This is a genomic window from Nocardiopsis protaetiae, assembly GCF_045446735.1.
GTDB classification, from domain to species: domain Bacteria; phylum Actinomycetota; class Actinomycetes; order Streptosporangiales; family Streptosporangiaceae; genus Nocardiopsis; species Nocardiopsis protaetiae.
Window position 1 is genome coordinate 1 of record NZ_JBJJBV010000206.1, and the last position, 12,118, is coordinate 12,118.

Sequence of the window (12,118 nt, forward strand, 5' to 3'; positions counted from 1 at the left end):
CGGGTGCGATCCCCCTCGCACCCGGCGGCCCGCGCCCGTCACACGACGGGTACTTCTTCCCGGGGTCGGTGTCAGACCGCGGGGGCCAGCTCGCGGCGCATGTAACGCCGCTCCTCCGGGGTGGTCCCACCCCAGACTCCGTGGGCCTCTCCGGATCGCAGCGCCCACCGCAGACATTCCGGGCGAACAGTACAGCTGCGGCAGACGGCGAGTGCCTGCTCGGTATCGGCCCTGCCGATACCGGTGGAGCTCACCGGGAAGAAGATCTCGGGGTCGTACGCACGGCAACGTCCCTGCGTGACCCAGTCCTCGCTCTCGTGGTACAGGCGGTTCACGGGCGCCTCCGATCCGTGGCTGTCGGTCGCTGGCCGGTGGCCCGCGCCGTGTCCTCCACGGCCGGGTCGGCGGAAGTCTCACGCCGTGCCGCTGATCCATGGGTGGGAGGACCGGGACCGGCCGATGGGTGTCCGGCCGCTCCGGAACTGCGGCGAAGCGATGCGACTAAGTGTAGTACTACATCGGGTCGTACTACAGGGGGTCTTGCTAGAACTTCGGCCGATCTCCAGGGACCTTCGTCGGATCGCGGACCGCGTCGGGCCCGGTCGCGGTCGCGGCCGGGTCACGCGCGGGTCGCGGGCGGGCCGAGTCGGCGCCGGGGCGAAGCCCCTGAGCAGAGCCGTTTTCGTGGAGCCGGGATCGGCCCCCGTGACATCCGCGTGACGGGCGCGTGACGTCCGAGCGTCACCCCTCCGGCACGGAGAAGACGTTATGTCGCGAGGTTTCCACCGAATTGATGTGACTTAACACACGCTTAATATTGCTCGTCCAGGCTCTATGTTTGACCCTGACGGCCGTCACCCGCATTCTTCCGCCCGCGGCGCCCCGTCGTCATCGCGACACGCGGCCGCATCGCCGCCGCGGCGCCGGATCCCCTGGTGGGCGGCGTGTCCGCCGTCTTCGCGCACTCCATCGCGCGGTCCGCAAAAGCCCTGGTCGGGGCCGTGAAATCGGACCAAAGAAACGAGCCATACCCGTTCGCCTTTCGGTGAAACATCCGCGACGGATCATGTCGTCATCCCATTGACCTTCGTTCGCTAGTTTCAATCGACGTGCCGCATCTACGAACGAATCTCCAAGCCCGCGACCATACCGACGAAGGAGCGAACGGCTCCGGACAGCGCGCCGGTGCCGCGAGCCGTGGGGACGTGCGCCTGGCACATCCCGGACCCGAGGACGGCCCGCACCTGTGGGCCCTGGCGAGGGAGGCGGGGATGGACCTCAACTCCCCGTACGCCTACGCACTCTGGTGCCGGGACTTCGCCGCCACCAGCGTCGTCGCCCGCGACGACACCGGACGGCCCATCGCCTACGTCACCGGTTACGTGCGACCCGACAGCCCGGACACCTACTTCCTGTGGCAGGTCGCCGTGGACCCGGCCCACCGGGGCCGCCGACTGGCCCGACTCATGCTCGACTTCATCGGTGACCGGATCGTCGAACGGGGCATCGACCACCTGGAAGCGACCGTCACCCCGGACAACACCGCGTCGCGGGCGCTCTTCGCATCGTTCGCACGCGACCGCCGGGCCCGGATCACATGGTCCGCACTCTTCTCCGAGGAACACTTCCCGAAGGAGAATGGAGACTCACACGAGCCCGAAGACCTCGTGCGCATCGGACCTCTGGGTCTCCCCGACGAAGCACACGTGTGACCGGCCATCCGCCCCGCATCGACCACCCCGTCGAGCGGAAACGCCATGAGCCCACGAACCTGGGGAAAGGAACCGAGGAACACACGATGGAGACCTTCGAGCGCCTTGAATCCGAAGTCCGCGGATACTGCCGGAACTGGCCGGTGGTCTTCGACCGGGCCGTCGGAAGCCACGTCTACGACGAGACGGGCCGTCCCTACCTGGACTTCTTCGCGGGAGCCGGATCGCTCAACTACGGGCACAACAACCCGGAGCTGAAGACCGCGCTCATCCGCTACCTCACCGAGGACCGCATCGTCCACAGCCTGGACGCCTACAGTGTCGCCAAACGCGACTTCCTCGCGACCTTCGAGGACGTCGTCCTCAAACCGCGCGGCCTGGACTACAAGGTCCAGTTCCCCGGCCCGGCGGGCAACAACGCCGTCGAGGCCGCGCTCAAACTGGCCCGCAAGTACACCGGCCGCGAGACGATCGTCAACTTCACCAACGGCTTCCACGGCATGACCCTGGGGGCGCTGGCCGTCACCGGCAACTCCATGAAGCGCGGCGGCGCGGGCGTGCCGCTGGGCCACGTGGCCACCATGCCGTTCGACAACTACATGGACGGGCGCACCCCGGACTTCCTGTGGCTGCGCAGCCTGCTGGAGGACAGCGGCAGCGGCCTGGACAAGCCCGCCGCGGTGATCGTCGAGACCATCCAGGGCGAGGGCGGCATCAACGTCGCCAGCGCCCAGTGGCTGCGCGAGCTCTCCGAGCTGTGCCGCGAGTACGACATCCTCATGATCGTCGACGACATCCAGATGGGCTGCGGGCGCACCGGCGACTTCTTCAGCTTCGAAGAGGCCGGCATCGTTCCGGACATCGTCACCCTGTCGAAGTCCATCAGCGGTTACGGTCTCCCCATGGCCCTGACCCTGTTCAAGCGCGAGCTCGACGTGTGGGAGCCCGGGGAGCACAACGGCACCTTCCGCGGCTTCAACCCGGCCATGGTCACCGGCACCGAGGCGCTGCGCCGTTTCTGGACGGACGACGCCTTCTCCGCCGCGACCAAGGCCAAGGGCGACCTGGTGGCCGCCCGCCTGGACGAGATGGCCGCCGAGCACGTCGACCTGGGCGCGCACGTGCGCGGCCGGGGCCTGGCCCGGGGGCTGGCCTTCGAGGACACCTCCGTGGCCAAGCGGGTCGCCGCCGAGTCCTTCGACCGCGGCCTGCTGCTGGAGACCTCCGGTCCCGAGGACGAGGTCGCCAAGCTCCTGCCCCCGCTCACCATGACGGAGGAGGAGCTCACGGCGGGCCTGGACATCATGGCCGACGCGGCGCGCGCCGCCGTCAAGGTCGCCCAGCCCGCGTGAACCTGTTGTTGCCTGCTTCTGCACCGCAGGGGGGTTGCGAGGCGCCGGCGGGGTTCTGGAGGCCCTGTAGGAGCAGTCCGAGGAACGAGGACTGCGACGGAGGGGCCGAAGGTTCCCGCCCTCAAAGGGCGCCGAGCACGAACCGAAGCGGAGCGGAGGTTCAAAGCAGCACAGCGGGGCCGGCCGGCCGCCCGTGGGGGTGGCCGGCCGGCCCCGCGCCGTAACACGACAGCCATGTGCGCACGAGCGCACCGACGAGGAGGAGGAACCCCGTGATCGTTCGCAGCCTGGACGAGATCACCGACACCGAGGCGGACATCAAGACGCCGAACTGGCGCAGTCGCCGCATCGTCCTGGCCAAGGAAAAAGTCGGCTTCTCCTTCCACGAGACCGTGCTGTACGCGGGCACCGAGTCGACGTTCTGGTACGCCAACCACGTCGAGCTGGTGCACTGCATCGAGGGCGAGGCCGAGCTGACCAACGAGGAGACGGGGGAGAAGCACACCATCACCCCGGGCACCCTCTACCTCCTCAACGGCCACGAGCGGCACACCGTCCGCCCCAAGACCGACTTCCGGGTGCTGTGCGTGTTCAACCCGCCGGTGACCGGCCGCGAGGTCCACGACGAGAACGGCGTCTACCCGCTGGTCGTCGAGACGGACTGACCCGTCCGGGTGGGGGCGGGCCCGGCCCGCCCCCACCCTTCGTTGGTCACGGAATGTGGTCATCAGGTCGCACCGGGGTAGATCACCGGGTGTGAAGTGGCCTGGACCGGGTTCTGGGTAACCAGTACATAACGGACCACCGGGGTCTCGTTACCTCCGGGGGGCCTCGGGGAGGGACACCCCGTACCGGAGCCGGGCACGCCGTCCACCAGCGGCGGCACCGGCCGGGAGCCCTTCCGGCCGCCGGATCTCCCTTGGCGCGGCGCCGAGCGGGACCGACCGCACGGCGCGATGGATCGCGCGAGTGATGCGAGGAGTGAGTGTGAAGATGCAGGTATCAGCGAACAGTCGACGGGCCCTCGGGCGCCGGGACGCGTTCCGCCTGGCCGGGGTGGGTGCGGCCACCCTCGGGCTCGCCGCGTGCACACGCGTCGACAACGGCGGGGGCGGCGGCGGTCAACAGGGTGATACGGCCGTATTGGACCGGTTGCGCGAGCAGGGTTTCGTGAACGTCGGGCTCGCCAACGAGATCCCGTTCGGTTTCGTCGACGGTGACGGCAACCCCGCCGGGCAGTCCCCGGCGGTCGCCCAGGCGGTCTTCGAGGAGCTGGGCGTCCCCGAGATCCGGCCCAACCCCGTCACCTGGGACGGGCTCATCCCGGGCCTACAGGCCAGCCAGTTCGACGTGATCGCCGCGGGCATGTTCATCACCCCCGAGCGCTGTCAGCAGGTCTCCTTCACCGAGCCCACCGCCACCTCGCCCGAGGCGTTCATGGTGGCCTCCGGCAACCCGCACGACATCCAGCACTTCACGGACTTCGTCGACAACTCCGACATCAGGCTCGCGGTGCTCAACGCCTCGGTGGAGCAGACCTACGCCGAGTACTTCGAGGTCCCGAGCGGGCAGCTGGAGCTGATCCCCGACCAGACCACCGGCTACGAGCTGCTGGAGTCGGGCCGGGTCGACGCCGTCTCCATGCTCAAGGTCTCCCACGAGTACCTGCTGCTGGACCGGGGCGGCGACTTCGACGTCACCGAGCCCTTCTTCCCGGAGATCGACGGCCGGGAGGAGAAGGGCTGGGGCGGCCTGTGCGTGCGGCCCGCCGACACCTCGCTGCTGGAGGAGATGAACCGGGTCATCGCCGAGTTCACCGAGAGCGGCCGCCTGCTGGAGCTGGGCGAGGAGTGGGGCTTCACGGAGGCCGACCTGCCCGACGGCACCACCACCGCCGAGCTCTGCGGGGACTGATCCCGCGTGGAGTTCCTCATCGAGCGGTTGCCGCTCTACCTCGACGGCGCGTGGGTGACCATCCAGCTGACCGTCGGCGGTATCGCGCTGGCGTTCGTCCTGGCCATGTTCTTCGGCATCCTGGGCACCCGCCCCGGGTGGCTGCCGCGGGCCGTGGCCACGACCTACGTCGAGGTGTTCCGCGGGATCGCCGCGCTGGTGATCATGTTCTGGATGGCGTACGCGCTGCCCATCCTGACCGGGTTCCAGCTGGACGGCCGGTTCGCGGCCATCCTCGCGGTGGGCCTCAACGTCGGCGCCTACGGTGCCGAGGTCGTGCGCGGCGCGATCAACGCCGTGCCCAAGGCCCAGTTCGAGGCGACCGTCGCCCTGGACATGACCTGGTTCCAGCGGATGCGCCTGGTGATCCTGCCGCAGGCCTGGGCCCAGATGCTGCCGACCTTCGGCAACCTGTCCATCGAGCTGATGAAGGCCACCGCCGTGGCGTTCCTCATCGGGGTGGCCGACCTCAGCGCCGTCGCGCAGCAGATGCGCCAGGCGACCGGGGAGACGGTGCTCGCCTTCACCGGCGCGCTGATCCTCTACTTCCTCATCGCCCAGGTGCTCATCTTCGGTGTGCGCCTGCTGGAACGCCGGGCCAACCACCGGCTGGGGCGCACCCCGCCCGCCGGCAAGGGCCTCCGGGGCCTGCTGCGCCATCCCGCCCCCACCACCTCAGGGGGTGTGAAGTAGATGATCTGGGACTTCGAGTGGACCTTCCGGGTCCTGCCCGACCTCATGCGGGGCCTGGCGGTCACCATCCAGGCGACCCTGCTGGGCTACCTCATCGCCCTGGTCCTGGGCCTGGCCATCGCCATGGTCCGCCGGGTGCCGGTGGTCGGGACCATCGTGCACGCGGTCATGGAGTTCATCCGCACCACCCCGCTGCTGGTCCAGCTGGTGTTCGTGTTCGCGCTGGCGCCCTCCACGGTGTCGGCGCTGACCGTGGGCATCGTGGTCCTGGGCGTGCACTACGCGGCCTACACCGCCGAGGTGTACCGCTCCGGCATCGAGGGCGTGGCCAAGGGCCAGTGGGAGGCGGCCACGGCGCTGAGCCTGCCCGCCTCGCGCACCTGGGGCGCCGTGGTGCTGCCCCAGGCGATCCGCAAGGTCATCCCGGCGCTGGGCAACTACCTCATCGCCATGTTCAAGGACACCCCGCTGCTGCTGGCGATCACCGTGGTCGAACTGCTGGCCACGGCCCGCCAGGTCGGCAGCTCCGACTTCCGGATCGTGGAGGCCTACACCGTGGTCGGGTTCCTCTTCCTGCTGGTGAGCGTTCCCTCCGCGATCATCATCCGACGACTGGAGCGACGCTATGCCGCCGTCTGACGCTTCGGCGATCATCAACTTCGACCAGGTGGTCAAGCGCTTCGGCGACCTCACCGTGCTGGACAACCTGGACTTCTCGGTCGCCCCCGGCGAGCGGGTCACCCTGATCGGGCCCAGCGGTTCGGGCAAGACGACCATCCTGCGCCTGCTCATGACCCTGGAGAAGGTGACCGAGGGCCTGATCGAGGTCGGCGGGGAGCCGTTCAGCCACATGCCGCGCGGGGGCCGGACGGTCCCGGCCAACGAGGCCTACCTGCGCCCGCGCCGCAAGCGGATCGGGATGGTGTTCCAGCAGTTCAACCTGTTCCCGAACATGACGGTCCGCAAGAACCTCACCGAGGCCCCGGTCCACGTGCTGGGCCTGCCCCGGGGCGAGGCGAACGCCCGGGCCGAGGAGCTGCTGGAGCTGGTGGGGCTGTCGGACAAGATCGACGCCCACCCCACCCAGCTCTCCGGCGGCCAGCAGCAGCGGGTGGCGATCGCCCGCGCGCTGGCGATGCGGCCGGAGATCCTGCTGCTGGACGAGGTGACCTCGGCGCTGGACCCGGAGCTGGTGGCCGGGGTGCTGGACGTGCTGCGCACGGTCGCCGAGACCACGGACATCACGATGCTGTGCGTGACCCACGAGATGGGGTTCGCGCGGGACGTGTCGCACCGGGTGCTCATGTTCGACAAGGGCCGGATCGCGGAGGAGGGGACGCCGGACGAGATCTTCGGGGACCCCCGGGAGGACCGCACCAAGGAGTTCCTCCGGTCGGTGCTGGACAACGGGCACTGATCGGGCGCTCACCGGTCGAACGCCGTTCCACGGGGGCGGGAGGGTCTGCGGGCCCCTCCGCCCCCGCCCCGTTCGGCGGCGACATACCGTAGTCGTAAAGTAGCTTTTAGTTTCCCCTTGGGCAGAATGGGTGTTCTGAGGCAGGGGGGACTCTTGTGACCATGGTGCGAAGATGGGGGCTGGCCGGGTGGACGACGGCCGCCCTCCTGGTCGTCCTGGCGGCCATGGCCGTCGATCCCGGCCTGCGCCACGACGTCGTCTTCGAATCCCCGGTCCTGTTCCTGGTCTCCTGGGGGCCGATGCTCATCGGGGGAGTGGTGGCCTGGGCGCTGGTCAAGGCGTTCGGCGACCGGGCGGACCTGGACCGGCGCATCGACGCCGCAATGCAGACGCACCCCATCAACCGCGAGCTGGGCTGGCTGACCCTGTTCCTGGTGGGGTTCGTGCTGTGCATGGTCGTGCTCAGCACCATCCTGCACATGTACGGGGCGGAGATCGGGGCCGACCTGGCGATGTCGGCGTCCCTGGTGTCCCGGCTGCTGTTCCTGTTCACGCTGCCGCTGCTGGTCATGGACCGCTCCGGGGTGGTCCTGGACGGCCGGGGGACCGGTATGCCCGCGATCGCCCTCAAGGTCGAGCAGCCCTGGCGGTGGCTGGGACTGATCCCGGTGGCCCTGGTGCTGGTGCTGATCGGCTACATCATGGTGCCCCACACCGGCCTGCCCGAGTTCTCGTTCCCGCTCGTCGGGTTCGTGCTGGCGTTCGCGCTGATCTCCGTGTGCGAGGAGATCTTCTTTCGCGGGATGGTGCAGACGAGGCTGGAGATCATCATGGGTTCGGGGGGAGGGATCGTGGCCACCTCGATCCTCTACGCCCTCATGTACGCGATCGTCCAGCCCTACGACGCGGTGTCCCAGCTCCCGGGGGACGGCTTCGTCTACGACCTGGGCCTGGCCCTGCTCACCTACGGCACGGCGAGCCTGCTCTACGGCTACCTGTGGCTGTGCTTCCGCAACACCTGGCTCAACGTGCTCCTGCGGATCGGCGTCTTCCTCATCATCACGCCCCCCGACCTGCAAATCGGGATGATCTAGGACACGGCTGCCGTTGGAGTCGGAAAAGCCCGGCTGTCCGCCCGGCGGTCCGGTGTGTCGGCTCGCGTTCCGGCCCCTATTCCGACCGTTGTCGAGCACATGGGCCGAAACCTGCGCAATCTATGCTCGTTAAGTGCAGGTGTTCATGTGCATCTGGGTACAGAAGGTCCATAGCGGTCGTGTTGCGGTCATTCGCCCCTCACGGGGATGTCACCGTCCGGTCATGAAAAGGGGGGAGTCTGCCAGCTGTGAGCACGGAACCCGTATCGACGCCAGCCGGTCCCAGCACCACCGAGCCCCGAGGCCTCCCCGCCGACCGGTTCATGGACCGGGAGGAGGGGTGGCTCCGCTTCAACCAGCGTGTCCTCGAACTGGCCGAGGACAAGGACATCCCGCTGCTGGAGCGCGCCCGCTTCCTGGCCATCTTCTCCAGCAACCTCGACGAGTTCTTCATGGTCCGCGTCGCGGGCCTCAAGCGCCGGCTCGCCACCGGGCTCTCCGTCGCCTCGTCCAGCGGACACCACCCCCGTGACCTGCTGGAGCGCATCTCCGAGTTCACCCACGACCTCATGCGGCGCCAGACCGCCTGCTTCCAGGACAGCGTCGCCCCCGGCCTGGACGAGGTCGGCATCCGCATCGTGCGCTGGAACGAGCTCGACGCCGCCGAACGCGAATACCTGCACGGATACTTCCGCCGCTCCATCTACCCCCTGGTCACACCGTTCGCGGTGGACTCCGCCCACCCCTTCCCCTACATCTCCGGCCGGTCGCTCAACCTGGCCGTCACCGTCCGCGACCCGCGCGACGAGCGCCGCATGTTCGCCCGGGTCAAGGTGCCCGGCGCCCTGCCCCGGTTCATCGAGCTGAGCACCAAGGGCGGCGGCCGCTTCGTGCCGGTCGAGGACATCATCGCCGCCCACCTGCCCCAGCTCTTCGAGGGCATGGAGGTCGTGGACCACCACGCCTTCCGGGTCACCCGCAACTCCGACCTGGAGGTCGACGAGGACGAGACCGACGACCTCGTCACCTCCCTGGAGAACGAGCTGCTGCGCCGCCGCTTCGGCCCGCTGGTGCGCCTGGAGGTCGAGGAGGACATCAGCGACGGCGTGCTGGCCATCCTCGCCGCGGAGCTGGGCGCCGAGGAGGAGGAGATCTACCGGGTCCCCGGGCCGCTCAACCTGGCCGGCCTGGCCCAGATCGCCGACCTGGACCGCCCCGAGCTGCACTACGCGCCGATGGTCCCGGTCGAGCCGCGCGCCCTCACCTCCGGGGACCTGTTCGCCACCATCCGCGAACGCGAGGTGCTGGTCCACCACCCCTACGAGTCCTTCGCCACCACCACCGAGCGGTTCCTCGCCCTGGCCGCCGGCGACCCCAAGGTCGTCGCGATCAAGCAGACCCTGTACCGCACCAGCGGCGACTCGCCCATCGTGGAATCGCTCATCGAGGCGGCCCGCGCGGGCAAGGAGGTCGTGGTCCTGGTCGAGATCAAGGCCCGCTTCGACGAGCAGAACAACATCCAGTGGGCCCGCAAGCTCGAACACGCGGGCTGCCACGTGGTCTACGGCGTGGTCGGCCTCAAGACCCACTGCAAGCTGTCCATGGTCATCCGCCAGGACGACGACGGGCTGCTGCGCCGCTACTGCCACGTCGGCACCGGCAACTACAACCCCAGCACCGCCCGCATCTACGAGGACTTCGGCCTGTTCAGCGCCGCCTCGGAGGTCGGCGAGGACGTCAGCGACCTGTTCAACAGCCTCACCGGGTTCTCCCGCAAGAAGCACTACCGCAGGCTGCTGGTGGCGCCCGCGGCGCTGCGCGAGGGCCTGCTCCAGCAGATCGGCGTCGAGACCGACAACGCCCTCAAGGGCGAGCCCGCGCACATCCGCATCAAGGTCAACTCGCTGGTCGACGAGGAGATCATCGACGCCCTCTACCGCGCCTCCCAGGCCGGGGTCAACGTCGACCTGTGGGTGCGCGGCAGCTGCGTCCTGCGCGCCGGGGTGCCCGGGCTCTCGGACAACATCCGGGTGCGCAGCATCCTGGGCCGCTTCCTGGAGCACTCGCGGATCTTCGTGTTCGCCAACGGCTGGCGGCCCCAGGTGTGGATCGGCAGCGCCGACCTCATGCCCCGCAACCTCGACCGCCGGGTGGAGGCGCTGGTGCGCATCTCCGACGGGGAGCAGTGCCGCCGGCTCATCGGCCTGATGGACCTGGCGATGTCCGACGACACCTCCTCCTGGCGCCTGCAGCCCGACGGCATCTGGGACCGGGTCACGCACTCCCCGGACGGGCAGCCCCTGGTGGACCTCCAGGACAGCCTGCGGGGGGACCGCCACCTGCGGGTGGTGGAGGGCGGATGAGCATCGAGGGCAACGCCTCCGGGGAGGCGGACGAGGTCACGGTGACCAGCGCCTTCCCGACCCGCACCACCGCCGTCGGCGGCTACCTTGAGCCCATCCGGGCGGGCGGCACCGTGCTGTGGCGCGACGGGGACGCCGGGACCGAGGTCGTCCTCATCCGGCGGCCCGCCCGCGACGACTGGACCCTGCCCAAGGGCAAGCTCAAGAACGGCGAGCACCCCATCATCGGCGCGGTCCGCGAGGTGCAGGAGGAGACCGGCCTGAACCCCGTGCTGGGCCGCCGCCTGCCCCCGCAGCGCTACCTCAAGGACGGCTGGCCCAAACAGGTCGAGTGGTGGGCGGCGACCCCCGCCGAACCCGGCGGGGCCATCGACTACCAGGCCAACGAGGAGGTCGACCGGGTCGAGTGGGTCCCGGTCGAGGAGGCGCGCGAGCGCCTCACCTACCACCACGACGTGCAGGTCCTGGACAACTTCCGGGCCGGGCCCGCCGCGACCGTCCCCGTCATCCTGCTCCGGCACCTCTCGGCGGGGGAGAAGCGCACCTGGGACGACAGCGACCTGCTGCGCCCCCTGGACGAGACCGGCCGGGCCGACGCCCTGGCCCTGCCCCGGGTGCTGTCCGCTTACGGGCGGCCCGAGGTGGTGTCGTCGGCGGCCGCGCGCTGCACCGAGTCGATGCTGCCGTACACGGTGGAGGCGGACGTGCAGATGCGCACCGAACGGGCCTTCACGGTCCGGGAGGGCACCCCGTCCTACGACGTCAAGGGCGCCCGCGAGGCGTTCGCCGCGATCCTCGACGCGGGGCGGCCCACGGTGGTCTGCTCGCACGGGGAGCTGATCCCGGACCTGATGGAGGAGGCCCTGGTGCGGCTGGGGGCGCCGATCACCCAGCAGCTGGGGCTGCGCAAGGGGTCGTTCTGGGTGATCCACGTGGCCGCCGGGGTGCTGGCGGGCGTGGAGCGGCACGCGGTCCGGGGGTAGCCGACCGGGGGAGGCCGGCGGGGCGGCCGCTCCGGGGCGCCCGACGGGGGCGGCCGGTCCGGGGAGGCCGGAAGGATCCCTTCAGGGGGTGCTGCCATGATGGCCGCATGGCTGAGTACAAGGTTTCCCGCAGCGCGGTCATCGACGCCCCCGCCGCCCGGATCTTCGAGATCCTGGCGTCGCCCGGCCGGCACCCGGAGATCGACGGATCGGGCACCGTGCGCGGCAACAGCTTCGGTCCGGACGAGCTGACCGAGGACGCGCGGTTCGGCATGGACATGAAGATGTTCGGCCTGCCGTACCGGATGACCAACCGGGTGGTCGAGTACGAGAGGGACCGCCGCATCGCCTGGCGGCACATCGGCACGCACCGGTGGCGGTACGAGCTGGAGGAGCTGCCCGGGGGCGGGACGCGGGTGACCGAGACCTTCGACTACTCCCGGGGGTTCTCGCTGCTCTACGTGCTGGGCGGGATGCCCGCGCGCAACGCCCGGGGCATCGAGGCGACCCTGGTGCGCCTCAAGGAGGCGGCGGAGCGGGAGTAGCCGACG

General features: G+C 69.7%; 12 protein-coding genes. 11 read left to right on the forward strand and 1 reads right to left on the reverse strand.

Annotation, left to right across the window (positions count from 1 at the left end):
* Positions 1–71 precede the first annotated feature (71 nt).
* Positions 72–335: a WhiB family transcriptional regulator gene (locus tag ACJOT3_RS25540; RefSeq protein WP_220563308.1), complete on the reverse strand. Its 264-nt coding sequence runs from the start codon at positions 333–335 to the stop codon at positions 72–74.
* Between the two features lie 870 nt (positions 336–1,205).
* On the opposite strand from ACJOT3_RS25540, the gene ectA reads away from it, so the two are divergent.
* The 11 genes from ectA to ACJOT3_RS25595 all read left to right on the forward strand — a co-directional run bounded on the left by ectA (position 1,206) and on the right by ACJOT3_RS25595 (position 12,112).
* The gene (gene ectA / locus ACJOT3_RS25545; RefSeq protein WP_406975649.1) at positions 1,206–1,712 is read left to right on the forward strand and encodes a diaminobutyrate acetyltransferase; all 507 of its coding nucleotides are present in this window, start codon (positions 1,206–1,208) and stop codon (positions 1,710–1,712) included.
* 86 nt (positions 1,713–1,798) lie between these two features.
* A complete protein-coding gene (gene ectB, locus ACJOT3_RS25550) occupies positions 1,799–3,064 on the forward strand; it encodes a diaminobutyrate--2-oxoglutarate transaminase (protein ID WP_406975650.1) in 1,266 nt (421 codons plus the stop codon).
* Between the two features lie 272 nt (positions 3,065–3,336).
* Entirely contained in the window at positions 3,337–3,729 is a 393-nt protein-coding gene (locus tag ACJOT3_RS25555) for an ectoine synthase (RefSeq protein ID WP_406975651.1), read from the forward strand.
* Positions 3,730–4,120: 391 nt separating this feature from the next.
* The gene (gene ehuB / locus ACJOT3_RS25560; protein ID WP_406975659.1) at positions 4,121–4,978 is read left to right on the forward strand and encodes an ectoine/hydroxyectoine ABC transporter substrate-binding protein EhuB; all 858 of its coding nucleotides are present in this window, start codon (positions 4,121–4,123) and stop codon (positions 4,976–4,978) included.
* A 6-nt stretch (positions 4,979–4,984) separates the two neighbouring features.
* Positions 4,985–5,710, forward strand: a complete 726-nt coding sequence (ehuC, locus tag ACJOT3_RS25565; RefSeq protein ID WP_406975652.1) for an ectoine/hydroxyectoine ABC transporter permease subunit EhuC — start codon at positions 4,985–4,987, stop codon at positions 5,708–5,710.
* Complete coding sequence (gene ehuD, locus ACJOT3_RS25570) at positions 5,711–6,349, forward strand: ectoine/hydroxyectoine ABC transporter permease subunit EhuD (protein ID WP_406975653.1); 639 nt, start codon at positions 5,711–5,713, stop codon at positions 6,347–6,349. It begins immediately after the preceding gene.
* Positions 6,336–7,127, forward strand: coding sequence for an ectoine/hydroxyectoine ABC transporter ATP-binding protein EhuA (gene ehuA, locus ACJOT3_RS25575; protein WP_406975654.1), 792 nt, complete (start codon positions 6,336–6,338; stop codon positions 7,125–7,127). Before ehuD ends, ehuA begins: the two co-directional genes overlap by 14 nt.
* A 161-nt stretch (positions 7,128–7,288) precedes the next feature.
* Entirely contained in the window at positions 7,289–8,221 is a 933-nt protein-coding gene (locus ACJOT3_RS25580; protein WP_406975655.1) for a CPBP family intramembrane glutamic endopeptidase, read from the forward strand.
* 248 nt (positions 8,222–8,469) lie between these two features.
* Entirely contained in the window at positions 8,470–10,584 is a 2,115-nt protein-coding gene (locus ACJOT3_RS25585; RefSeq protein ID WP_406975656.1) for an RNA degradosome polyphosphate kinase, read from the forward strand.
* On the forward strand, positions 10,581–11,567 hold the full coding sequence (locus tag ACJOT3_RS25590; RefSeq protein ID WP_406975657.1) for an NUDIX domain-containing protein: 987 nt from the start codon (positions 10,581–10,583) through the stop codon (positions 11,565–11,567). Before ACJOT3_RS25585 ends, ACJOT3_RS25590 begins: the two co-directional genes overlap by 4 nt.
* Before the next feature lie 107 nt (positions 11,568–11,674).
* Complete coding sequence (locus ACJOT3_RS25595; RefSeq protein ID WP_406975658.1) at positions 11,675–12,112, forward strand: SRPBCC family protein; 438 nt, start codon at positions 11,675–11,677, stop codon at positions 12,110–12,112.
* The last annotated feature ends 6 nt before the right edge of the window (positions 12,113–12,118 follow it).